The 24833-nt window shown below is 47.3% G+C and carries 21 protein-coding genes; 5 read left to right on the forward strand and 16 right to left on the reverse strand.

Annotated elements, in window-relative coordinates:
- The first annotated feature begins 72 nt into the window (after positions 1-72).
- Together DESLBE_RS08630 and DESLBE_RS08635 are read left to right on the forward strand one after the other, a co-directional pair.
- Complete coding sequence (locus tag DESLBE_RS08630; protein ID WP_011461320.1) at positions 73-2154, forward strand: catalase; 2082 nt, start codon at positions 73-75, stop codon at positions 2152-2154.
- A gap of 177 nt (positions 2155-2331) precedes the next feature.
- Positions 2332-2853: a ferritin family protein gene (locus DESLBE_RS08635; protein WP_005809539.1), complete on the forward strand. Its 522-nt coding sequence runs from the start codon at positions 2332-2334 to the stop codon at positions 2851-2853.
- A 113-nt stretch (positions 2854-2966) separates the two neighbouring features.
- Here DESLBE_RS08635 and DESLBE_RS08640 read toward each other — a convergent pair whose 3' ends face one another.
- From DESLBE_RS08640 to DESLBE_RS08710, 15 genes are all read right to left on the reverse strand, one after another.
- On the reverse strand, positions 2967-3431 hold the full coding sequence (locus tag DESLBE_RS08640) for a cupin domain-containing protein (protein WP_011461322.1): 465 nt from the start codon (positions 3429-3431) through the stop codon (positions 2967-2969).
- 77 nt (positions 3432-3508) lie between these two features.
- A complete protein-coding gene (locus DESLBE_RS08645; RefSeq protein ID WP_242659952.1) occupies positions 3509-4786 on the reverse strand; it encodes a hypothetical protein in 1278 nt (425 codons plus the stop codon).
- A 387-nt stretch (positions 4787-5173) separates the two neighbouring features.
- Complete coding sequence (locus DESLBE_RS08650) at positions 5174-5614, reverse strand: MarR family transcriptional regulator (protein ID WP_011461324.1); 441 nt, start codon at positions 5612-5614, stop codon at positions 5174-5176.
- A 256-nt stretch (positions 5615-5870) separates the two neighbouring features.
- On the reverse strand, positions 5871-6692 hold the full coding sequence (locus DESLBE_RS08655; RefSeq protein WP_011461325.1) for a TIM barrel protein: 822 nt from the start codon (positions 6690-6692) through the stop codon (positions 5871-5873).
- Positions 6693-6751: 59 nt separating this feature from the next.
- On the reverse strand, positions 6752-6955 hold the full coding sequence (locus DESLBE_RS08660) for a 4-oxalocrotonate tautomerase family protein (protein ID WP_015943568.1): 204 nt from the start codon (positions 6953-6955) through the stop codon (positions 6752-6754).
- A gap of 198 nt (positions 6956-7153) precedes the next feature.
- Complete coding sequence (locus tag DESLBE_RS08665) at positions 7154-8368, reverse strand: 4Fe-4S binding protein (protein WP_041272583.1); 1215 nt, start codon at positions 8366-8368, stop codon at positions 7154-7156.
- A gap of 30 nt (positions 8369-8398) precedes the next feature.
- Entirely contained in the window at positions 8399-9256 is an 858-nt protein-coding gene (gene nrfD, locus DESLBE_RS08670; RefSeq protein WP_005809553.1) for an NrfD/PsrC family molybdoenzyme membrane anchor subunit, read from the reverse strand.
- A gap of 16 nt (positions 9257-9272) precedes the next feature.
- Positions 9273-10151: an NrfD/PsrC family molybdoenzyme membrane anchor subunit gene (gene nrfD / locus DESLBE_RS08675; protein WP_015943565.1), complete on the reverse strand. Its 879-nt coding sequence runs from the start codon at positions 10149-10151 to the stop codon at positions 9273-9275.
- A 26-nt stretch (positions 10152-10177) separates the two neighbouring features.
- Positions 10178-10873, reverse strand: a complete 696-nt coding sequence (locus DESLBE_RS08680; RefSeq protein ID WP_011461328.1) for a molecular chaperone TorD family protein — start codon at positions 10871-10873, stop codon at positions 10178-10180.
- 38 nt (positions 10874-10911) lie between these two features.
- A complete protein-coding gene (locus DESLBE_RS08685) occupies positions 10912-11448 on the reverse strand; it encodes a 4Fe-4S dicluster domain-containing protein (protein WP_011461329.1) in 537 nt (178 codons plus the stop codon).
- Positions 11449-11472: 24 nt separating this feature from the next.
- Positions 11473-13677: a molybdopterin-dependent oxidoreductase gene (locus DESLBE_RS08690; RefSeq protein ID WP_011461330.1), complete on the reverse strand. Its 2205-nt coding sequence runs from the start codon at positions 13675-13677 to the stop codon at positions 11473-11475.
- 200 nt (positions 13678-13877) lie between these two features.
- Positions 13878-14567: a molecular chaperone TorD family protein gene (locus tag DESLBE_RS08695; RefSeq protein WP_011461331.1), complete on the reverse strand. Its 690-nt coding sequence runs from the start codon at positions 14565-14567 to the stop codon at positions 13878-13880.
- Positions 14568-14617: 50 nt separating this feature from the next.
- Positions 14618-15823 (reverse strand): NrfD/PsrC family molybdoenzyme membrane anchor subunit, encoded by a 1206-nt coding sequence (nrfD, locus tag DESLBE_RS08700; RefSeq protein WP_041272584.1) that lies wholly within the window; start codon positions 15821-15823, stop codon positions 14618-14620.
- Positions 15824-15840: 17 nt separating this feature from the next.
- The gene (locus tag DESLBE_RS08705; RefSeq protein WP_005809567.1) at positions 15841-16461 is read right to left on the reverse strand and encodes a 4Fe-4S dicluster domain-containing protein; all 621 of its coding nucleotides are present in this window, start codon (positions 16459-16461) and stop codon (positions 15841-15843) included.
- Between the two features lie 13 nt (positions 16462-16474).
- Positions 16475-18847: a molybdopterin-dependent oxidoreductase gene (locus tag DESLBE_RS08710; RefSeq protein WP_011461333.1), complete on the reverse strand. Its 2373-nt coding sequence runs from the start codon at positions 18845-18847 to the stop codon at positions 16475-16477.
- Positions 18848-19160: 313 nt separating this feature from the next.
- Here DESLBE_RS08710 and DESLBE_RS08720 point away from each other — a divergent pair, with 313 nt between their 5' ends.
- From DESLBE_RS08720 to DESLBE_RS08730, 3 genes are read left to right on the forward strand one after another with little or no spacing between them, the layout of a single operon-like run.
- A complete protein-coding gene (locus DESLBE_RS08720; protein WP_035213676.1) occupies positions 19161-21227 on the forward strand; it encodes a molybdopterin-dependent oxidoreductase in 2067 nt (688 codons plus the stop codon).
- A 4-nt stretch (positions 21228-21231) separates the two neighbouring features.
- The gene (locus DESLBE_RS08725) at positions 21232-21837 is read left to right on the forward strand and encodes a 4Fe-4S dicluster domain-containing protein (protein ID WP_035213677.1); all 606 of its coding nucleotides are present in this window, start codon (positions 21232-21234) and stop codon (positions 21835-21837) included.
- On the forward strand, positions 21824-23065 hold the full coding sequence (locus tag DESLBE_RS08730) for a helix-turn-helix domain-containing protein (RefSeq protein WP_005809578.1): 1242 nt from the start codon (positions 21824-21826) through the stop codon (positions 23063-23065). The genes DESLBE_RS08725 and DESLBE_RS08730 overlap by 14 nt, the downstream gene beginning before the upstream one ends.
- Before the next feature lie 169 nt (positions 23066-23234).
- Here DESLBE_RS08730 and DESLBE_RS08740 read toward each other — a convergent pair whose 3' ends face one another.
- A complete protein-coding gene (locus DESLBE_RS08740) occupies positions 23235-24809 on the reverse strand; it encodes an FAD-binding protein (RefSeq protein WP_242831848.1) in 1575 nt (524 codons plus the stop codon).
- Between the last annotated feature and the right edge of the window lie 24 nt (positions 24810-24833).

Genomic DNA, 24833 nt, shown 5'->3' on the forward strand with positions numbered 1-24833 from the left:
AAGGCAGCTGATTCGCTGCCTTTTTCAGTGCTGTTCACATGAATTCACTCTTTTAGGGGACACTATTGCTATATGGCAATTTCTATAGGGAGGTACACTATGGAGAATCAGCAAACAAACCAGAAATCCTTGGATCTTGATGCCGCTCGGGTCAGTCATGACAAGGGGTATCTCACTACCAACCAGGGGGTCGGGGTTAGCAATACGGATGACTCTCTCAAAGCAGGCAAACGGGGCCCTACCCTCATGGAGGATTTTATCTTTCGGGAAAAGGTTACCCATTTTGACCATGAACGGATTCCCGAGCGGGTTGTTCACGCCCGGGGCTCAGGTGCCCATGGTTACTTCCAGGTTTACGAGAACCTGTCTCATCTGACCAAGGCTCATTTTCTCAGTGATCCCAATCTGATTACGCCGGTCTTCGTCCGTTTTTCCACTGTTGCCGGGTTTCGCGGCTCCGCGGATACGGTGCGGGATGTCCGGGGTTTTGCGGTCAAGTTCTACACACAGGAAGGCAATTATGATATCGTGGGCAACAACATGCCGGTATTCTTTATTCAGGATGCTATTAAGTTCCCCGATCTCATCCATTCCCTAAAACCTGAGCCCAACAATGAGATGCCCCAGGCGGCCTCGGCCCACGACACCTTCTGGGACTTTGTGGTGAATACTCCGGAGACCATGCACAATGTCATGTGGCTGATGTCTCCCCGCGCTGTTCCCAAAAGCTTTCGCATGATGGAAGGCTTTGGCATCAACACCTTCCGTCTGGTCAACGCCAAAGGGGAATTTAAATTTGTAAAATTTCACTGGAAGCCTGTTCTGGGTGTCCATTCCCTGATCTGGGATGAAGCTCAGAAGGTGGCCGGCAAGGACCCTGACTTTAACCGCAGGGACCTTTGGGAGACTATTGCACAGGGCCAGACCGTCGAATTTGAACTTGGCATTCAGGTGCTGAAGCCGGAGGATGAGTTCAGATTTGATTTCGATATTCTGGACCCCACCAAGCTTTGGCCTGAGGAATTAATCCCCGTTCAAAAAATCGGCAAGATGACCCTGAACCAGAACCCGGACAATTTTTTCGCCGAAACGGAACAGGTGGCTTTTTGTCCGGCCAATGTGGTGCCCGGCATTGATTTCAGCAATGATCCTTTGCTCCAGGGCCGGCTGTTCTCCTATCTGGACACTCAGCTCTCCCGTCTGGGAGGTCCCAACTTCCACCAGCTCCCCATTAACCGTCCCCTGCCCAAGGTAAACAACAACCAACGGGACGGCATGCACCGCATGACCATTGACGAGGGACAGACCAGCTACTATCCCAACTCCTTGAATAAGGGTGAGCCTCACGCCGCCCGCGCTGGGGAAAGTCACTTCGAACACTATCAGGAAAAAGTGGATGGCCATGTTATCCGGGAGCGCAGCGAGAGCTTCCGGGATCACTACACCCAACCGGCTATGTTTTGGAACAGTATGTCCGACTGGGAAAGGCAGCATATCATCGATGCTTTCCGGTTCGAGCTGGGCAAATGCAAGCATAAGCATACCCACCAAAAGCTTGTGGATATGCTGGGCAACGTGGATCCGGAGCTGGCCCAAAAGGTGGCGGAGGGCTTAGGGGCCACACCTCCGGCCAACGGGGCCAATCCCACCACGGCTTCTTCCCCCGCTCTCAGTATGGCCAATACCGCCAAGAGCCCGAAAACCAGAAAAGTGGCTGTCCTGCTTGAAAGCGGTTTCGATAAAGCTCAGTTTGATGCTCTTACCGCTACCCTTATTGCTGCCGGCGCTTGTTTTGATGTGGTGTCCTGTAAGCTGGGACCGGTTACTGCCGGTGATAACGGCAGGGTAGAAGGCAACCAAACTTACGCTACCACAGCTTCGGTCTTTTACGATGCCGTTTATATCCCCGGCGGTTCCCACACTGAGGCCCTCAAAGGCTCGGCGGATGTAAAGGGTTTCCTCTTGGACACCTTTAACCATTATAAGACCATTGGGCTAAGCGGTGAGGCGTCGGCCCTGCTGGGCCTGTTGCCTTCCGGACAAAAGCCGGAACCAGGTATCGTCTGCGAGTCGGCCGGAAACATGGAAATCTATGCCAACAACTTCCTGGCAGCTCTCACAACAGGACGCCATTTCGAGCGGAATGTCCACTAAAATAATCCAAAAGGGACCCCAGCGCTCTATCAGATAACACAATCTGAAGACGCTGCGGTCCCTTATTTTTTGCTCCGTTCCCCGCGGCATATCAATCCATCCGCCATGTTAACGGCACTGTTATAATCTCCTCTTCGCCCGAATAAATTGTATCATAATCAAAATGGGAAAGGGAGCATGGCGATGAATGATAACAACATCAACACATGTCGGTACAGGGTGGATGTGCCGTATCCGCCGGTGCGGGTGGTCGGCCCCAATCCCGTTTATGCCTGTGAGATGCTTGGCAACATGGGGGACGCCGTTTCCGAAATGAGCGATGTTACTCGGTATTTCTATATCTCTGTCGTGACGAAACCCCAGTATAGTTGGATCTCAGCCTGCTTTCGCGATATCAGCATCGTTGAAATGCACCATCTCAATATATTCGCCGAGCTCGCTCTGCTGCTGGGAGCGGACCCGCGGCTTTGGAGCTGCCGGGATGGTATGCAATGGTGGTCCCCTTCCTATATCGGTTATCCCCACGGGTTGCGCCCTCTGATCACCGAATCAATTCAAGCAGAGGAAGCAGCCATCCGCAAATATTCCCATCAGGCGGATACCATCTGCGATAGGAATATTGTGGCAATCTTACGCCGCATCATCCAGGACGAGATGCACCATCTCCAGATTTTCAGAGAGATGTACCAGCAGGTTTAACAAACACTATCCCACATTTTTATCTGCTGCCTGAAAACCGTTTCGTTTTGAGCATTTACTCATATTAAAAAAGAATCTGTTATGCAGCGCTAAGGAAGATGAGCCTTTCAGTATTATGAATTCGGATCGGAGGTCCAGCCTTTCATACAATCTTTGATATCAAATACCAAACCTTTGTTCCTTATAAAGACTACGTTTTCATCAGGATATGTCGCAATATCATCCTTTTCACGAGTACCTGCATCAAGTATCTGCAGGATCTCCGAACCATTGTTAATGAATTGATGGGCGATCTCCTGACCGGCAGGTTTGGAAATGACATCACCCGTTTTAATGGATACCTCTTCACCATTCATCCTCAATAGACCACTCCCCTGCATGATGAGAAAAAACTCCTCTTGCTTCGAATGGGAATGATATTTTACGCTCTTGCCGCCTGGTTTTACATAGTCGATGTTGACATAGATTTTTTCACATCCCAAAGCGTTACCTATTAATAAGGTTTGCATTTTTGATTGAAAATCCGGATCATCGATATGCTCCCTGGGCATGTTATCAATGTTTAATATTTTCTTCATGCAGAGTCCTCCACTTTTTACCCGTATTGTATCGTATTTGCTTCATACCATGACCTCGTCTTCCCAGGCAAACCGCTTCAGTAATCGGTGGAGTAGATATCCGCCCAAGCCAGCGTGTCATACCGCCCGAACAGCATAGCGATGTGTACATCGCCGGTAAAGATATCCACATTGTGCAGGGTGGAGGCAAATCGGTAGTCGCGGGTAAAATAGCTGTCCGGCGAGCCAGGTAGCTGGCCTTCTTCCTGGCCTGAAGGGAATTTTTTGATCACGTCTTCATAAGCGTCCCCCAGCTTAATGTCACGGAAAATCACATCGAGATAGTCGCGGATGTTGATCGCCATAAGATATTGGTTTTTGTCATCGCTCTTTTCCTTGGGGAGAGTGCGGAAGGTATAGCTCCAGCCGTCGGCATTGACCAGGGTATAATCAGCATAGCTGTCTTCACGGTATTCATAGGCCCCTTCGGGCAGCTTAAGCAGCTTTTTCGCCTCATCCAGGGTCATGCCGATGGCAAGCCCGTGAAAGGATTTTAGTTCATCGCGGCTTACCTTTTTTAAGTAGTCCGTCTCCTGGGGCGGTGAGGCAAATGGTCCTTCACGGGGTATCAGGGTAAATTCGCTGAACTTTAAATAATACGACTCTCCCTCCGGGATTTCGGTGAAAGTCGCCTTCACATCCTGCGTATGGTAGACCTCCATTCCCGGATCCCCCTCAAGAATCCTGCGATCTAAGTCGGGCAGCACGCGATCCGTCTGGATTTGATACAGTTTAAAAACCGCACTGTAACTGCCGTTGCCGTTATCGGTAAGCTGCTTTAAAAGCAGCCGGTGCACCCGGATCACATCCTCAATCACACTGCCCATCTGAACATCTCCGCTGGCCGTCATACTGGAGATTCCTGTGCTGTATCTTTTCGGCTTGATCCCGAAATACTTCATCAGGACATCATCGACCTGCTTCTGCGTGCGGATATTAGCCGACGTTCCCTCCGCCGGCTCCGTATTCATGAAGGCAAAGTAGATCACATCGTCCTGCAGCGTATTTTCATTGATGGTAAATACTCTGTTATCCACCAGGGTGTGGTGATCCACAAAGTAGTTGTAGTATTTCTGTACAGCAGGGGCTGTCGGCTGCGTTGCCTCGTGTTCTGTCCCGTTAGACACAGGGGTATCCTGTGCCGGTGCTGAAACACCAGGCGGTTCGGAAGGTGGAGGAGTGTTGTCCGTCTGATCACCGGACAGAGCCGGGTTTGTGCAGGCGGACAGAAGCATGACGATCAGCAAGGACGCACACCCACACCACACTTTGCTTTTCTTATTTTTAATGCTATTCCATTTTTTTACCGCAGTCATACCCATTGCCTCTCCCTTGATAACGTTTATTTCAAATCAAAACGTCCCATGATTCGGGCAGTTTACCAAGGTCGCTTTGCATCTGATTATGAATATTTTACCATAAGGAGGGTGTCTATATATCTTTTTAATAGCTTAAACTGAGGAAAGTTTAGTTATATTGTTTATCAATACCGGAATTGCATTTCAACAACGGTGGCCAATGGGGTTAAGTCCGATACATGCGCGCAATAATAAAAAAGAACCTACTGATTGTAAGCTCTCCTGGATAGACAATATCTTATAAATCGATCTTATTGTTACTAGCCTTACTGCCTTGAATCATCTCATGAACTCAAACGCCTCTTCTTTACTCTCAAAATGACCCGATTGGAATACCCCCTGCTATCAGGAAAGGTTGCCAATAATCTTATCGAGAACGTTAATACAGGTTTCAATTTCTTCCCGGGTAATGCCCCGTGTCACTTCTTCATTTGTTTTTTGGCCCAAAAACATAAGCATTTCCTTCATATTTCTGCCGCTTTCTGTCAGATGAATTAGATTAGTACGGCGATCGTTGGGATGAGGGGTTCGGAGCACCAGATTGTTTTTTTCCATCGTATTAATGATCCGCGAAATGCTGGGCTCATCTTTTCCAGTGGCCTCAGATAGGCTGCACTGGGTCTGGCCATCCTCACGATACAGGTAAAGAAGAATCTTCCACTGTTCCGTACTGATCACAATATCTTGATCTTTAAAATTCCTGGCTAGCTGCCGGGTGATCAGGAGTGCCGACTTATTGGCCTTATAGTCAAAAGATCCACGGGTATATTTATCAACGGATATCATAGTATTCAACATCACCTTGTTCAATTCTATTGTTAATGTCCTTCAATACCTTAATGTCAGATATTCTTTAAAAACAAAGAACATTTTTGCGATAAATTTATTTTATTAATCATTCTCTTTTATTTTGCTGTTTCCTGTGTAACTTTTATATTCAATAAAAGCATTAAATATGGCTACTGCTACTTAAAAATTTATCACTTTTTTATCTTCTCCGCAAGTTCCAAGAAGCCCTATCACAGATAGAATTATTTCCGGCCTATTGCAGCTTTTCATAGGTTTCTTTTAGAAGCAAAGCATCTCTTTCTAAAAGAGGCCCTTCGGCTATGACACATCCCCGGACACCATAATCTTTTATAGCCCTTAGACATTCCTGATAATTAAAGTCACTTTCCAGTAATGGAGCATGACTTCTTTCCCCTTTCGCTGTGTATCTTATTCCACCCATATGGATGTGTAAATCCTCCAGGGCCGTTCTGCCTAAATGATCTAGGACGTACTTAAGAACACCGGCAAAATCATCATAATTCTTAAGGCCGCCGTTTGATCTCGCGTGAATATGAGCGAAATCAAGGCAAAGCTTACATAAGGACACCTCTTGACAAAGAGAAACCAGCTCTTCCAGCGTTCCAAACTGAGACCCTTTTCCGGTTGTCTCAAGCCTGTAATCTATGCCACAACTCGAAAGCCTCATCAAATTGCTTTTAATTGTAGCGTAAGCAACTTCCTTGGCGTCACTCATGTAGAATCCCGGATGGAATACCAAACTCCTTCCTCCAACCTTTGCTAAGCCTTTTGCAGCACCAATTATTCTGGCAATTGATTGGTCTTGCTTAGCGATATCATTGGAATTTAGGTTGATATAATGAGATGCGTGGGCTGAGAGATAAAAGCCTTCCTTTTGCTTTGCCTCCAGGATAGCCCCCTTGTTGTTATCCGTCACATTGACACTGTGGCCAAACAGCAGTTCCATGGCATCCAGCCCTATAGACTTTAAATAATGTATGCCGGTTGCATAATTAAACCGTTTCGTCCCATCACCTAACGGCAAACCGGAAATACCAAATAATAATTTTTCCATGCTGATTCACAATAATCCGGGTTCTATTTATTCAATAAAACCCGGATTCCTTTCAAATGTCAGCGGCCGTCTTTTCTGCGAGCTGTAATAGTTTCCCCGCCAATACCCCAATTATCAGTATTGACCTCATCGATTACCACAACCGTTGTATTAGGATTTTTGCCCAACACATCCACAAGCAATTGGGTAGCTCCCTTGATAAGCAATGCTTTCTTTTCCGGAGTGACGTTTTCATTCGTGATTCTGATGTTTACATAGGGCATAATAATTGCTCCTCTCCATTTCTTAATTACATAATGTATCCGAACCGATCTTACTAAGGTCTTTTTTCTCATCACCTCCCTATCTCTTCCTTAAATAAAGCGGGACAAAAAGTTGATACTAATCAACAAAACAGTTGAACCAATGAGGAGTAGAAATAGCTTATCCTGTTTATTTTCGTTGGAATTCATCGTCGCACCTCATTGATCCACTGAATTTTGTGCTGAACACCCTTGGTTTGATTTTGCTCCCAATTTCCTCTTAAAATCAATCAAATGATGCCTTAATCTCAAAATAATTCTATTGACAATCATTCCCGGACAAAAAAAGCGGCACCAGAATCTCCGCATCAATAATGAGGAAAATAAGACAACCACTAACACCAGCCACTCGGTGATATTTCCCTGCATTCCGAATAGGGTGGCAAACGGTTCATAACCGGCCACTCCCGGCGACTGATAGATTACAGCGCCCAATAAGGCAATATATACCAAAGCATACCTGACCAGGGCAGCCTTTTCTTCTACCCCCCGGCTGCAGCAAATAACCTCTTTGCCTACAAATACTTTGGCCAATAACTCTTGCAGGGCTCCAAAGGGACAAAGCCAGAAGCAGTATAGGTTCTTACCAATCAGAAAAGTTAATATCGGAATAACCATTAAAAATATATACCAAACCAGGTTCTGCTGAATTGAAGGAAGATACCCCATTAACAAGGAGGCCAGATTTGAAAGTGAGATAGGTGTGTTGTATTGGAAACCAATCAACACCAGACTTCCTGCTATGGTTAGCCAGCGGATTCTATCACTTTTCAGCGCTATCCCCACAAGCATCAGGATAACCAAGGCCATAACAGAACCTTCTCTCACTCCAAAAACCCATGCCGCTTCTTCATCTTCTACGTCCAGCCCCAATTGATTTCTGGCCACCTCATGACTGCCGATCGAAATCGCTTCGGCAATGCCTCGGGAGCTATACGTTGCTCCCGATATGGCATTGATGTCCTGTTTGATCGATAGGGGATCGGTTATTTTTCTATCTTCGAACTGCTTGAGAAAATCATATTTCTTAATAACTCTAATATATGAAGGTGTATCCTTGTGTTCAATAATAGCTGTGCCAACAATAACCCCATGGGGGTCAATTCCTGTGGCGATGACCATGGGTCCGCCATAGGAACTCCCCTTTGCGATGACAACATAGCCTTTGACCTCTTCTTCACCATGGGGGCCCTGACTTATCCCCTTTAAAGTAAGGGGGGCAGACGCAATCTTCAGGAAAGACTGCGCCTCAGGCAGGACCTCTTCAGCTTGCAACAGCACAGCCTCTCCTGGCTTGACCCAGCTTAAGCCTATAAAAACAGCCAATATTAAAGATAAAGTCATGATAAGCGCTTTTTTCATCTCTATTTTCATACCCTTAGCAGTCACTCCCGGTCGGGTCGATTATATACTCCAGATAGGCAATGCCGACAATACGATAACGGCCCGCAGGGTTGCCCCTCCGATCAGTGTGGCCACCTCGCTTAACAAACCGAAGATCTTGCCACTCTTTTCGTTTTGCTTTTTCTTGGGATAGACGTTGTTGAAAAGCGGCAAAACCAATCCGACAGCAATTAACAAAATCCAAAAATAGGCGGCTAGTCTTCCGGTGACAACTATTTGGGCAGAATCAGCAGCAACCGGACCTTTAGCCCCTGAAAAAGAGAGCAGAAGCAAAGCCGCTAAGAGCACCCATTCCACCAAGAGGAGGCTGATGTTTATCCTGGTTACCGCAGCCCCCCCTTGCTGAACGGGTTTTTCGATGATGCGGGCCAGCAGGGATGAAGAAGCCAATCCCATGATCAGTGCCGACACTACAAATAATCCCGGTACAAGGATCGTGTTCCAGAAGGGTTGAGCAAAAAGAACGGAAAGCTGCCCCCCGGTGTATATGGCTGTTACCACTGCCAGTAATGCTCCCGCTCCTGAGATCATTGCCGGAACTTGCTTGTTTTCACGTTTATGATAGGCACTCCAAAAGGCCAGGACCATAAACATGATTAAGAGATAGACCCCCCAAGTCATCACCGACGTAGGATTACCGATCATGGTTAAAATTCCAGTGATGCTGACACCCAGATTCAGGGAAAAAAGAAACAGCCCCACGGCCAGGCAAGGACCTGAAATAAAATAACCGGCCCGCACCAAATTACTCTCTTTGCCAAACAAACCTTTTTCCGCTGCAAAAGATGTCAGATAAGCACCCGAGCCAAGACCGCCAAAGAACAGGAAGCCAATAATAAGCCAGCCCCAATTTCCCACTGATTTCCCTCCTATCTTAAAAAACCCTCACGGCGCATAAGACTATGGTGGCCCTCAGAGTCAGCCCTCCGATGAGCACGGCAAAGTCAGTTGATAGACCATTAAAGAATGAAGCCAGCTTTCTTTGCCGTTCTTTGGCTGAGACAATATAGTAGACCAAAGGAAAAACTAAACCGATGGCCACCACCAACAGCCAGAATGGCAGGGCTAAGGAACCACTGGTAAGCATGTGTGCAGAAGCAGCAGCACCGGCCCCTTTTGCGCCTGTTAAGGCTAATGCCAGAAGCATCATGATCAGAATCGATTCTAAGCCAAGCAACACCAGATGAACCTTGTTCGTCTTTGCTTCACTTGACCGATCCCCTCCCTGCTCCCCTTTCTTTTCCAGGAAATGCGCGCACAATGCGGTAGCGGCGAGACCTGTCGATAAAGCGGAAACAACAAATAAGAAGGGAAGAAGCAAGGTGTTCCAGAACGGTACAGAGGTAACCACAGCCAGTAAAACCCCGGTATAGGCTCCGGTTCCTAATGCAAGAATTGCTCCTAGAAGAGATAGCATTGCAGGCACTTCTCTGTTCTTCCCTGTATAATAAGCAGAAAGAAATCCAACCAGAATGAACAGCGATAATATATAAATCCCCCAGGTCATGACCGAAGTAATGTTGGCGAACATTCTTAAAACACCGAGGGGATCGGAGAATGCTATACCCAGATCCAAAAACAACAACAAACTTCCGATGACGATGCAAGGCCCGGACAAAAAGTAGCCCGCTCTGCCCAGTTTGCTGTTTTCCCCCAACCAGCCTTTTTGAGCTGCAAAAGACGTTAAATAAGCCCCTGCTCCTAATCCGCCTAAAAACAAGTAAATGATAATTTTCCAGCCCCAATGATACATATGATCCTTATCCTCCATTCCGCCGCTTAGATCTGGCAATATAAATTGAGTTCCCGTTGAACCCGCTGGATCTGTTCCTTGTCTTCTTCTATATAGTTCTCGGTAAAGACAGCAATACTTCTCCAGAATTCGTTCTGAGACGATTTCAGGATATCCTGACAGAATTGGGGTAACCACTTTAGCAGGTGAAGATCCACGAATTGTTCCTGAGCGGATAAAATCCTCTTTAAACTCTCGAAATTCCCCTCCCGAAAAGCTTGCAAAGCCTCTTCACTCAGGGCATACATAAACTCCAGCTCTACCCCGATCTGATCATCAGGTTCCTTATAGACCCCGCTTCTTTCATAACCGTTCTCTCTGTAAAACCTTTTGACATTCATGGTAACATCCTGCATCATGAGCCGGTTGGCGTTGCGGTATACCGATTCATAAGGAGGAGCTTCCAAGTGATAAGGTCCCACAAAGAGTCTGGTAAACTCTATCGTTGCTTCATGATAGACCTTTTGCAGCTCTGCCGAGGATAGGGATGACAGACCTTTCCTGAATCGGGCTTCTGCACAGTCTGGGGCCATTGCTTCACCACGTTCCAACTCTGACCAGGAGAGTATGTCTGCGAAAAGTTCTTCCGGGCATTCCCACATAAATAAACTTCGCAGCAAATCAAACACAACACATCGATAAGCCAATCTTTCCCGAATCTCGTTATCGTCAAGACTTCTCAAAACGTCCCATCCCTTCGCGTCTAAATCTTAAGAGCACTCTACTGCTTCATCTTCACAAAACGCATGGATGGATTGGTGGCAAAGGCCTGGAAACCGATGGCTTCCTTAACCGCTCCTTCAGCATCGAGCTTATCGATATCCTCTATTTTTAAGACCTGTACCGGACACCCCCGGACACACATGGGTTGTTCCCCTGCGTCAATCAAGTCATAACAGCCTGTGCATTTTTCCACCTTTTTAGTATGGGGATTCATCTTCGGTGCCTGATACGGGCAAGCATAGATGCAATACCCGCACCCCACGCATTTATCGTGGTCCTGAATCACCAGCCCATCCTCCCGTTTGGTATAGGCTTTGGTAGGACATACTGAAGCACATTGAGGTTCTGCGCAGTGCATACAGGAATGGGAAAGATAACGCTCCACCATTCTTCCGTTGATCTCAACCTCAAAGCTATCCAAGGTTCTCCAGCTTACACCCACATCCACTTGGTTCTTGACCATACATGCCGTTTCACAGGAATGGCATCCTACGCAATAATTCTGATTGTAAAAAAACGCTTTCTGACCAGCCATCGTTCAGGACTCCTTTCACATCAATCAAGCTTTCGTGATTTGCACTAAATTTGTATTATAGGTGGAGATTCCGTCTAAATCGCCAATCGCATCGGGGGCCAGGCAATTGATCGTGTTTCCATCCGTAAACTTATTCCAATAGCTTTTGAAGCTCACGGCCACGCCTGCTTTAACTGCACTATTGCTGACCTTCGCTTTCAGCCTGACCTGCCCCCTGTCATTTTGAATCAGACAATAATCCCCATCTTTAATTCCCCTGTCTTCGGCGTCCTTGGCATTGATCGTGACAAAAGGCTCACCCAGGTTTTCCTGGATATAGGGGACATTATGCCATTGTGAGCTTAACAATTGGGGTGAAGCCGGGGTCAGGAGGTTAATGGGGTATTTTGCAAATAAGGCCGGCGAACCGTCCTGACTCTCCTCTTCCGGCAGATATTCCGCCACCGGATGCAGCCCTGCTTTGATGATATTCTCAGAATAAAATTCGATTTTCCCCGAGGGCGTATTAAATTTGTGGTCACTGAAAACATTCCCGAAATCCACCTTGATCCAGTGATTTTTCCTCAGGTTCTCATAAGTGATGTCTTTAAAGATGGGCTTATTAAGAATCCCCTTCTTAATGATATCGGTGGATGTTTCATTGAAACACTCATCAGTGAACCCCATGCGTTTGGCCAGTTCATTAAACAGCTGCACATTGGATTTGGATTCTCCCATGGGCTCCAGCCCTTGTTCGCTGTAGCGGACATACCAACCGAGATAATCGGCAATGACATCCTCAAATTCAATAAAATGAGCAGCGGGAAGGATAATATCGGCATAGTCCGCCGTATCCGTCATAAATACTTCGTGAACCACTGTGAATAAATCTTCTCTCTCCAATCCTTTCTTGATCAAGTTCACATTGGGAGCCGAAGGAATCGGATTGCCGCCGAAGCAGATCAATACTTTCACCGGATTCTCCTTCGTGGTGGGAAGCTCTCCGGCAATCGCCCTGCCTAATTCATTCATATTAATGGTCCGCATCTTGCGGGGAGCTAAGTCCGGACGTTTCGTGTAACTGTTGTCAAAAGGATAATGGTTGTAGTTAACATAGCTGAATCCCCCACCCTCGACACCGACCACTCCCATCAGGGCAGGAAGAAACGAAATGGCCCTGACCATCCCCCCGCCATGGGTCCGCCTTTCAAAACCAAAGCCCATTCTAATGATCGAGGGCTTAGCCTGGGTATACATCTTCACAAATTCCCTTATTTCTTCTTCTGTAACTTCACATAATTGAGCTACCTTGCTGGGCGGATAGTTCTGGACTTGTTTTTTAAGCTCCTCGAAGCCCATCGTATAGTTTTCCACAAAGTCCTTGTCATAAAGATTCTCATTGATGATGATATGCTGGACACCCAGAGCAAAGGCGGCATCGGTTCCCGGTTTAAGCTGAATGAATAAATCCGCTTGGGAGGCCAGGGGATGGCGATGGGGATTAACCACAATGAGTTTGGCCCCATTATCCCGCGCTTGTTGAATGAATTTCACGGAATGGACATTGGTGTAAGATTCATTGGTTCCCCAGGTAACATAGCACTTTGTTTTCGCAAAGGTTTCCGGATCGATGGATGAGAAATCGCCATAGGTGTAGGGCAGCGCCGCCTTGCCACCGGTATTGCATACCGTTCTGGTAATATTGGTCGCTCCGATCTTATTGAAAAACCGCCAGGGAACACCATGCTGATGAACAAACCCGATGGTCCCCGAAAAATTATAGGGCATGATCGATTCTGAACCGTATTGGTCGATGGCTTCCTTAAGTTTTTGGACGATCGTAGCATAAGCTTCATCCCAGGTAATCTTTTCCCATTTTCCTTCCCCTTTTTTACCGGCACGCTTAAGGGGATGTAAAATACGATCAGGATGGTAAAGCACATTGATGTGGGTTTGTCCCTTGACACAAGGTGTCCCTGCGGTTATGGGATTCTTAGGGTCGCCGACAATCCTGACGATCCGCCCATCAACCTTCTCTCCAATCAAAGAACAGGTATCATAGCAATTGCGGGGGCAGGTATGAGTGGTGAAGGTTTTTTCTCCATTCTGAACACCTATTACACTTTTGCTGCCTGAATTTTTGTCCGTACATGCTGTCAGGCCAAATAACCCCATACTTAAACCCAAAGCTGTTGAACCCTTTAAGAAACTGCGGCGGCTAAATCCTTGGCTACCCTTTGCATCAGTCATTTAAGTACCTCCTTTTTAACAAAACAACTTTGATCTTTATTCGATTCATTAATTCGTTAATTTCTTAACCATGGCCTATGTTATTAACTCCAAATATCGGGGGGATCCGTTGTGAAAATACACATTATCCCTTGAATGACTTGAGATAAGGGCATATAGCGAAACCATGGCTCCGCTATATGCCGCGCTGCATCAGATGCCTATCCTAAAATGTCAGCTAAGTCCTCATCCTGAGCCAAAAACTCCTGCAAGAGTTCACGATCCCAGAGGAGAATTCCCCAAATCAGTTCGATCAATCCACCATAGTAGCCTAGGCTGCCATTTTGTTTCGCATCCTGGCAAAGCCCGGGAATCCAGGAAAGCAAGTGCTCATCTATAAAGGAGGCCTGCCGGCCAATTCTCGTCTTTTGCTCCTTCCGTTCCTGTACATCCTGCACATTCTCACTCATAAGAGCTAAGGCAAGCAATTCAATCCCAATATGATCTTCAGGCTGGTGGTTTTTTTCTACCATTTCCAAGCCGTTGTCCGCAAGGATTTTTCTGACTTCATACGTTGTTCTTGAAAACAGCAGCTGCCCTTCCGTCCGATACACGGACTCCCACGGCGGGGCTTTGGGCCGGCCAGGTCCCAAAAAGAGGATGGTGTACTCCACCATAACTTCTTGTCGGGCTTCATTTGGCGGCATAATCTTAAGACCTTCCGTACACTTTCTTAGCTGCTCCAGTCCGGAGTCCATCTGCCGATTAGCCGGCTCTAAGGGGAAACTTTCCCATACCTTTCCATCAAAGGTCTTCGTCGTTGATGCCGAGAGGGGCTCCAACAGGCAATTGCCCAGAAACTTATACAGCTCGGTTCGCAACTTCCAAACTTCAGGCCAGGTATACATCATGACCACCCCTCCTCCTTTCTGACCATTTTCTCTTCCTTCCCTTCAGCAGGTTATTTGTTCTCCGCAGCTTGTCCTGACTTCACCGTTGGTATGAAGTCGGTTCTTCCTAAAAGGAACCGGTTGCTGAGGTAGGTGAAGAGCAAGGCACCCATGGACAACATGCCGATGATGATGGCTAATTCAACCCAGGTTGGCGCATAACTGCCCTGAAGGGACCACATATCCCCCATAGTTTCAGTAAATTTTCCATAGGTAACACCGGGAGCCCCTTGAACATTAGGATGGATAAACGAGGAAAACAGCAGCCAGACGCGTTTGCAAAATACTCCTAAAATCACGATCACCGAAGCAAACATAACACAATTCGTATTCTCTCTGTTCTTCTTAAATACCAGAATCATCAAGGGCAGGATAAAGCCAAGGATGATTTCCCCCCAGAAAAACGGAGCAGCAAACCCGCTGGTCATTTCCCTTAATACAAGCATGGCCGACTCTTCTCCCGGATAAAACATCGTCAGAACTTCCGAGAAGACGAAAAAGGCATCAACGGCAACACAGGTAACGAGGAGGCCGGCTAAAGTAGAAATCAACTTTTTCTCCACTTCAAATACTTTCAGTCTGTTCAAGGCCAACAAGGCGATAATCAATAACGCCAGTCCGGAATCCAGGGCCGAGGCAACAAATAGGGGTGCCATCAGGGCACTGTGCCAGCCTTCACGGGCTATCTGTAAGCCAAAAATCCAAGCTGTGACGGAGTGGACCAGCACTGCCGTCGGCAAAGCGATCCTGGAAATAATCTTTAATTTTCTTTCATCGGGCTCCGATCGGCTCATGAAATAGAGGTAGACCAGATTCAGCGCCAGGTATAAGCTGATGACCACAACATCCCACATCAAAGGAGAACGGAATTGAGGATGCAGGATTAAATTGTAAATCCGCCATGGGCTGCCAATATCCACAATAATGAATACCCCGGCGATAATAATACAGACCGTAGAAAGAATGACTGCCGGCTTCGCTACAACTTTAAAGGACGGGATATTGAATACCGTTGCCGAAGAAGATACAATCAGTCCCCCGGCGGAAAGCCCCACAAAGAGCATGAACATCGCAATATAGGATCCCCAGGAAACGACATTATTCATTCCTGTTACGCCAAGTCCATTGACCAGCTGGAAAGCCCAAGCTCCTAACCCCACAAGGGTTAATAGCGCCAAGACAACCATTCCGATAGTTAGGTTTCCCTTTTTATCCATCACATTACACCTTCCTTCTAGTCCAAATAATATACTTGCGGCTTCGTCCCTTTTTCCGATAAAAGTTGCTGTCCATTCCTTTCCCGAATCAAACGGGAAACTTCACTTTCCGGATCATTCAAATCACCGAATTTCCGGGCTCTGGTCGGACAACACTTTACGCACATGGGTTCTAATCCTGTGTCGGTACGTTCCTTGCACATTGAGCATTTTTCCATGACACCTACTTTACGAATCGGCACGTCTTTATCTCCATAATTAAAGCCAGGGTCACGCACCGGTTCCTCCCAGTTAAATACCCGGGCATTATAGGGGCAGGCAGCCATGCAGAAGCGGCAGCCAATGCATCGGTCGTAATTGATCACTACCCTGCCCAGCTCATCTTTGTAAGTGGCACCTACCGGACAAACCTTAACACACGCTGCATTTTCGCAATGCTGGCAGGCCATCGGGAGGAAGCTCTTTTGCAAATTCGGGTATACTCCTGCGCTGGTATCATACTCTTCCCCGCCTTCTGTGAGCACACGGTTCCATAACATACCCATCGGAACATTATTCTGCATCTTGCACGCGTTTGCACACGTTGTGCATCCCGTGCAGCGCTTTAAATCAATCACCATGCCTAATTTCTTTGCCATCTTTCTTCACCCCCTATGCTTTCTTCACTTCAACCAAAGTATCATAAAAAGGAAAGATCGGTCCGTATTTTCGCTTAAATCCACGGGAATTAAAGGCATCATTGATTACATTATTCATATCTCCTTCAGGCATATCTTTGGACCACCAGCCTTCTTCCATCCTGACTGCCCCTGACCGCAGATCATGCATAATCTTGCAGCGGGCTTTAAATTTACCCCGGTCATTGAACACCTCAACGAGGTCTCCATTTGCCAATCCCCTACTCTTGGCATCAGAGGGGTTGAGCTCCAGCCTTGGCTCAGGGCAAAACTGCCTAATCCAGGAAACTCTCATGAACTGGGAATGAACATGGAACCGGGAACGATACTGAGCAAATTGCAGCGGATACTTTTGCCTTAACTCAGAGTTCATTTCCGCAGGTTCTTCATAGGCCGGTAAAGCTTGGTCGAATTCTATCATTTTCTCATTGTAAATCTCCAGTTTAGTGGATGGTGTCTTATATATCTGATCCTTGGAAGCTATATAAGGTTCTGTCGGGCAATTCAAACGCATAATGAAATTATTTGCTTTAAGCGTTTCCACCGTGATTCCTTCCAGGAAAGGATGGGAAGAACTCAGCTGGGCTCTTATATAATCTTCCGGGGTTTTGGGCATGTATTCTGCAAATCCTAATCTGGCAGCCAATAACTGTTCGATCTCAAAATCGCTCTTGCTTTCAAAGAGGGGTTCGATTACTTTTTCGGAAAGCAGAGCATGATTTCTGTTCAATTGGAAGCGCGTGATATCATAGTTACTCTCAAAACAGCTGCCGATAGGCAGTACAATATCAGAGTAAGCTACGCTGAGATTGTCCCATACATCCACCGTAACTATAAATTCTAATTGTTCTTTGAACCATTTTTCGGCTTGATGGAAATTAGGAAAATGCTGCTGGAAGCTGTTCCCAAGGTTGAGAACGGCTTTTACAGAATTCGGTCTGGAACGCATGAGGGCAGTAGGCATTTCCATTACACCGGTCTTGAATTGAGGCGGCAGCGGCCATGGGGCAAGGGGTGTAACATATGCCCAGCTGATTCTATGGAACAGGCAATTGCCTACACCGCCGCCTGTTCGCCCGAAATTACCGGTCAGAGCCCCGAGGATAGCTCCGGCATGCCCGAAAATATCGCTATTGGAAATCTTCTCTGCGCCGCCAAAGCCCCAGGCCAGACGTGCCGGACCGCCTGTAGCATATTGCCGGGTTAAGTCTATGATGGTCTGTTCCGGTATTTCTGTCGTCTCAGCAGCCCAGGCTGGTGTATAGTGCTTCATTTGTTCCTTTAATGCAGAGAATACAGTCTTGACCTGCATCCCGCCGACAGTGAATTCTCCTTCCAATTTAGGTTGAATTCCAGCGGCGTTATAAGGCTGCAGAGAATCGCTAACCTCATCCCACACCATGAACGGATTCTGATCAGGCCCGTCGGCAGAGTCGTTTTGCCTAAGCAATTTTTGATTATCCGATCTGATTAAGAACGGCGCGGACGTATTCTTCTGCAGGAAGTCGGCTTGATACCAGCCATTGGCAAGGATAAGGTTAATCATCCCCAGGAGCAGAGCCGGATCGGAACCTGGCTTGATCGGAATCCATTGATCGGCTTTTGACGCTGTCGTACTGTAATTGGGGTCTATGACAATAAGTTTGGCACCTGCTTCCTTCGCTTCAAAAACGAATTGGGAATCAGTTACCGTCGTTTCAAAAATATTGACGCCTATCATAATGATCGTCTTGGAATTGACCAGGTCTGTAATCTCATGATGAGAATAACCAAAAGGCGCTGTACCTGTTACTTCTTCATATCCACTGGCGATTCCGGTATCAATCGAAGTTTCGAGGGCAATCGGCATTCCTAACAAAGATGATAAAAGGGGCATTGCATATTCCTGATTTGCCGAAATCATTTTTAAAATGGATTTGCCGCCATATTGGCTGTGCAATTCTTTAAATTTGTCGGCAACCGTTGTAATCGCCTCATCCCAGGAGATAGGAACAAATTTCCCTTCGCCCCTTTCCCCTACTCTTTTCAGAGGGGTTTGGAGACGGTCGGGGCTATACACCCGCTGCAGTTCGCTCAGCCCTCTTGTGCAGAGCACGGAATACCGGTGATCCGGCCAATCATTCGGTTCAATCTTTACCAGCTTGCCGTCCCGCACCGTGCATTTATATGCACAGCGGCCGCCACAGCCCGGGGGGTGATACGTATAGGCTATTCTTTCTTCAGCATCGTTTGCCGCGGTGGCGGGGCGCAGCCATCTGCCGGCAAAGAGCAAGCTGCCGGACAATCCCAGTGTTGCTGTACCAGCCACACCACCCTTAATGAAATTACGTCTCGAAATGTTCATCATGATTTTCCTTTCTTTTCGGTATTAAGTATTAAAACTTTCGCTAAAGCTATTTCGTTTTTATACTTTCTTTCTCTTCTGTAGGAAAATCCATGAATTGCCTCTTTTATTTGTGAAAAGCACAGTGGCTTTTTTGTTAATATCCCTATCATTGCAACCTGTGTGGAAATTGACATTTCAAAGGAATCATGATTGTGATAAACCACATTATCACTTTCCAGGCGCCTAAAAGGGTGAATTTGCCGGCAAATTCTGATAAAATGAGGTGAATTTTCAAGATCACTATCCTTTTCAAATAAAGGGAGGTATCCATAAGATGTCTCAAACCTACTGCAATGTCTGCACTGCCGATTGTCCCGCCTCCTGCCGCCTCCTGACCGAGGTCGCCGACGGCCGGATTATCAACATAAAAGGTGATCCCCGGGATCCTTATACCCGGGGAAAAATCTGCGCCAAGGGTTATGCACTGAAAGAGCTGGTCTACTCTCCCGACCGGGTTCTTTATCCCCTTAAACAGCAAAGAAAAGGCAGTGGAAATTGGCAGAGGATTTCCTGGGAACAAGCTTTCCTGGAAATTGGGAACAAACTGGTTGGCATAGCACAAGACTATGGCAGCTTATTGCCGGTCAGTATGAATAAATTCTTGGGAACTACCGGCCTTCTAAGCCAGAGTGTAGAAGGGTTTTTCAGCTCCTTGGGGCCGATCACCGCCCTTATGGGCAACCCCTGTGTATCCGCCGGAACGGATGCTTTTATTCTGAATTATGGTGCGCTTAAAAAACCCCTTCCTGAAGACATGAAGAACTCCCGGCTCATTCTCATTTGGGGGGCGAATCCGGCTTGGACGGCCATCCACCAAATGCGTTATATTTTTGAAGCTCAGGACCAAGGAGCCATCGTTGTCGTGATCGATCCCATTTTCACCTCTACAGCTGCCCGCAGCGATATTTATTATCGGATACGCCCGGGGGCAGATGGTGACCTGGCTCTGGGGCTTGCCAAGATCCTAGTTGAACAAAATCTGATCGACCATGAATTTTTAAATAACTTCACTTTTGGCTGGCCTGAATACCGTGATTATTTGGAAACCGTCGATCTCAGCCAGGTTTCATCTTCTACGGGTATTCCCCTCGCCGAACTGTACGAGTTGGCACGTTTGTATGGCACCACCAAACCCGCTACGATCAGGTTGGGTCCCGGCATTCAACGGGGTCCCTCCGGCGGACAAAACGCCAGAATCATTGATTGCTTGGCCGCCTTAACCGGCAACATCGGTATTTCCGGCGGCAATGTGCATTATACTTCCTATGAACAGTTACTCCATACCGGTAAGTACGGTCAGCTTCGTTTGCCTTATGGAGCAAGGCAGCGTTTATCTGAACATAAAATTGACAATCGAATTCTGGGGACCGATTGGTACACTCATTTGGATACCCTTGATCCGCCTTTAAAATTCCTGTGGATTGCCGGACGCAACCCGGTGGCCCAAGACCCCGACTCGGCACAAATTATCCAGGCCCTGAAAACGATTGATACGGTGGTTGTCGCTGAGCAAACTCTCTCTGCCACCGCCCAGATGGCTGATTATGTACTGCCTGTTTCTTCCCCTTTTGAATTTGAAGATGTGGTTATTTCATTTTGGCATTATGGTGCGGCGATTAATCAGCAAGCCATTCCCCCTTTAGGAGAAAGCAAGTCGGATTTTGCCATAATGCACGGGCTGGCCTCCATGCTTCATCAGCTCAAGCCGGGTTTAAGCTCTTTTCCCTTGCACGGAGATGCCCGGACATGGCTGACCCAGGAATTTACTTCACTCAATGATTTTCTGGGCATCACCGACTACCGCGAACTGGCCCATCACCCTGCCCGGGTAAACCTGCCGGCTGTCCCCTGGCAGGATCGTCAATTTCCTACGGCCTCCGGGCTCTATGAATTTTACTCCTTTACAGCCGCCTTCCATCAAACCCCTCCCTTGCCCATTCCTGTTGACCAGCCGGTTTCATCACATTCCTATCCTTTGCGCTTAATGGTTTCCCGCTCTCCTATCACTCTAAACTCTCAGTTTTACTCTATCGATTTATTACGGCGTTTGGAAAACCTCCCTTTACTCCTCATTCATCCTGATACCGGCCGGCAAAAGAACCTGGCGGAAGGGGATCTGGCGAAAGTCTATAATGAAATGGGTGAACTGGAATTGCCCGTTTCCTTCTCCCTCAGCCTCCCACCTGATATCGTGCTCACTTATATGGGGACGGAAGATATCCATAACACACTAATCAATACCCTGCTTAGTTTTGAGAGTACCGATCTGGGAAAAATCTTCTCAGGAAGCCCTGGCATTGCTTATAACAATTGTTTCGTCAATTTGGTCAAGATGGGGTAGCAAAATGAATCAAAAAGGTTTTGTTTTCAATCCAAACCGTTGTCTCGGCTGCCGTTCCTGCCAGACGGCATGCTCTGTCAACCATAACCTGCCGCCAGGTATTACTCTGCGCAAAGTAACTGCCATAGAATTGGCAATGGAGGGGCGTCTCCTCAAATACTATCTTTCTTCATCCTGCAATCATTGTCTCAACCCTGAATGTTTTCGTTTATGCCCTAATCACGCCTATCGCAAGCGACGAGACGGCATTGTCGTATTTGACGAAGGAAAATGCAAGGGCTGCGGCACCTGTATACGCAGCTGTCCTTTCGAAGCTCCCGTACTCCTCCCGGATACCGGAAAGGTCATCAAATGTGATTTGTGCTTTGCTAAATTGGAAGAAGGGGAGGAACCTTTCTGTATAGGAGCCTGCCCGGTCGGAGCCTTAAAACTCTTTGATCCCTCGGAACATCACGAACACCTTTTGCTTAAGGTCCTCCCCGGAATCCCCCGGATTCAGGTTACCCGGCCGGCAGCCCGCTATCACCCGCTCAAAATAGGGAAACAAGTCGGCTTACAGCTCCCCAACCATACTATGATGAAGGAAGGTAGCAGTAATGACTCATCCTGATAGCCTATTCTATCAGCTCATTCAAGATCTTGCTCAAGGTAAAGGGTTGCCTCATTTAATCTGGCGCTTATCTCAAATCCTGAACCGGCCGGTGCTGCTTACCAATTCAGTCCACCGCATCCTGGTCTTCCATGATCCCCATAATCTCAATCTTGATTTAGATGAGTTCTTATATGTTCCCCCTGTAAAACTCAATGAAGCGGATTTTCTCAGCCGCTCTGAACATAGTTTGCATCATGCCCAACTTACTTTAAATGGTCAGGTTTTTCCCTTTGTCTATTTGCCCTTGCTGGCCGGAGACTATTGCTTGGGCTATATTCTTGTTCTGGAAACCTACCCTGTTGCCGATTCACTAAAACTGAAATCCTTATCTGCAAAAGACAAGGAAACTATCTTCGATGCCGCTATGCCCTTGCTGCTCTGCCTGAAAAACAGCAGTGAAGTCAGCTTAAGACAAGAACAATACCGGGACGATTTCATTCGCGATATTCTTTACAACAATTATGACTCGAAAGCAGCCATCCATGAAAAAGCAAAATCCTGGGGGTGGAATTTACAGGGCTCCCTGCTTGCCCTGGTTATTGATTTGCCGGATCAAGATTTTAAAACGGCCCGGGAAATACTGCCCCGCTTATTTAACCACTCCTCACCGATTAGCGCTTATATCAACCTGCAATTGGTGATTATCCTCAATATTAATGGGTTAAAAAAAGTAAAGCTTAAAACTGCCTTGAATAATTTTATTAACAGCTTTCTCGATCGGCTTGCTGACCACGGAAAAGACCGTTCCTCCATCGGTATAGGAATAGGCTCAGGAGTCCCTTCCATCACTGATTTATATAAAAGCTATCAGGAAGCCAAGGTCGCCTGGGAATTAGGAAAAGTCTTTGATCATAAAAGCGTTTGCTACTTTGAAGAGATGGGGTTTCTTAAATTTATCTTTACCCAGCCGGCCAGGGAGCTGGAGGAATTCAGCCAACGGGTTCTCGGTCCTCTGCTTGAATACGACCAGGCTGAAAATACAGGATTGCTGGACAGCCTCAGGGTATTTATCGAGTATAAATGTCAGATTGCCGAATGTTCTAAAGCTCTCTACGTTCATGAAAATACCCTGCGCAACCGCATTAAAAAAATCGAACAAGTAACAGGCTTCGACCTGCGCCGGGTTGATCATATGGTCAATGTCTATATCGCCCTACAGGTATTAAACTTGGGGAAAGATGATTAACCTAACCAATCATTAATATTGAAAACCAGATCTTTATTCCTTATAAAGATCTGGTTTTGATCAGGATAGGTTCCCATATCATCCTTTTCACGAGTTCCTGCATCAAGTATCTGCAATATATCCAAACCATTGTTTGATAAGGCGGGCAGGTCTTGAAGATACCGGATGGTTATTGAAGGGCTGCTATGTTTTTGCCGGCAATCCTGCCAAAGACGGCCGCTTCACCTAAATTGCCTCCGCCATTGTACATATCGGGCCACATGGCACCGCACTCACCGCAGCTATACAGGTGTGGGATGGGGTTTCCATCCAGATCAAGGACTTCTGCTTTGCTGTTTCTTTCCGGTCCGCCCTGAGTATTATACATGGTGGGACCCAGCTTCATAGCATAATAAGGAGCGGTAGCCACCGGAAGCAGTGAGGCTCCGCTGCGACCGAACAGTGCATCGGCTCCTTTGGTGCAGCTGGCATTCCATTCATCCAAGGTCTCTTGAAGGGTTTTGGCATCCAATTCACAGGCCTTGGCCAGCTCTTCCACCGTGTCGGCCTTGATAATCCAGCCTTTGGCAATTTCTTCTGCATTGCCGGCACTGAATGAACTGACCAGTTTGTTGGCGGCAACCTGGGTGCTGTCCACAATATACCAGGTAGGCAGGGGGACCGGCATGTTCACCCAACGTCCACCAAAGTTGATCCTGCCGTGGCGGTTGGTCTGAGCTTCATTCATAAAGCGTCTAGCATTGGGTCCGACCATGATGCCTTTCTGGGGAGTTACCGTTTTGCAGCGCTTGGCATCGGGGGGCATGAATCCCCACAACCAGCCGGCGCAGTTGCTCATATGCCAAAGCTTGGCTTTAACCTCCTGGGCCATTTTTATCCCATCCCCAGTATTATAGAGAGCTCCATAAGGGTAAAAGTAGGGTTGCTGAGTAAAGTTGGCCAGCATCTCTTCATTATTCTCAAAACCGCCGCACGCCAGCACCACACCATTGTTTGCCCGTACATTAAGGACTTTGCCGCTTTTAACAACCTGCACGCCCAGGATTGCCCTGGTCTCAGGGTCCTGAATCAAATGAGAGCCGGGTGAATCATACCAGACCTCGATCTTGTCAGCCCGCTTTTCCACATTATCATGGAGCAGTTGATAGAAGGCACCGTCGAAATTTTTGCCGCTGACCAGCCAGCAGATGCAATGGTCGCTGCCGGGCAATTCCGGGTATTCATTCCAAATCCACGGCTTGCCTGATCCGCCCATTCCTTCATCGAGTACATCAGCATTTGCCCCAAGGCTGATCAGCCATTCACGATTTTCCTTAGCTCCATCGGCGAAAGCCCGAATGATCTCATCGGAAATAGTGTGGGTGAACAAGCCGCTCATGGCTTTCACATACTTAAACAGCTCATCGGCATTGTCCGTGCCCATGATACCTTGGCCGGAATACTTGGTATTTCCCCCTTCCTCGCCTTTGGCTGCCTTTTCAATCAGAAGGACCTTAGCACCTGCATCGGCAGCAGTGATGGCGGTAGCTGCTCCCCCTGCACCGAAACCGATAACGACCACATCTGTCTCATGATCCCAGGATTGCGAAGCGGTGCCATTATTGCCGGCCGAGGCGGGCTCAGAGTTGCAACCCGTCAAAAAGGTGGCTCCAAGGGCGGCGCTTCCGGCCAAAAGTCCGGTGTTTCTGATAAAATCTCTCCTGGAAAATCTCTTGTTCTCCCTTTCTTTCTTGGTGTCAGACATTTTCAATCCCTTCCTTTTCCTTAC

It is taken from the genome of Desulfitobacterium sp. LBE, assembly GCF_007830365.1.
In the GTDB taxonomy this organism is placed as follows: Bacteria; Bacillota; Desulfitobacteriia; order Desulfitobacteriales; family Desulfitobacteriaceae; genus Desulfitobacterium; species Desulfitobacterium hafniense.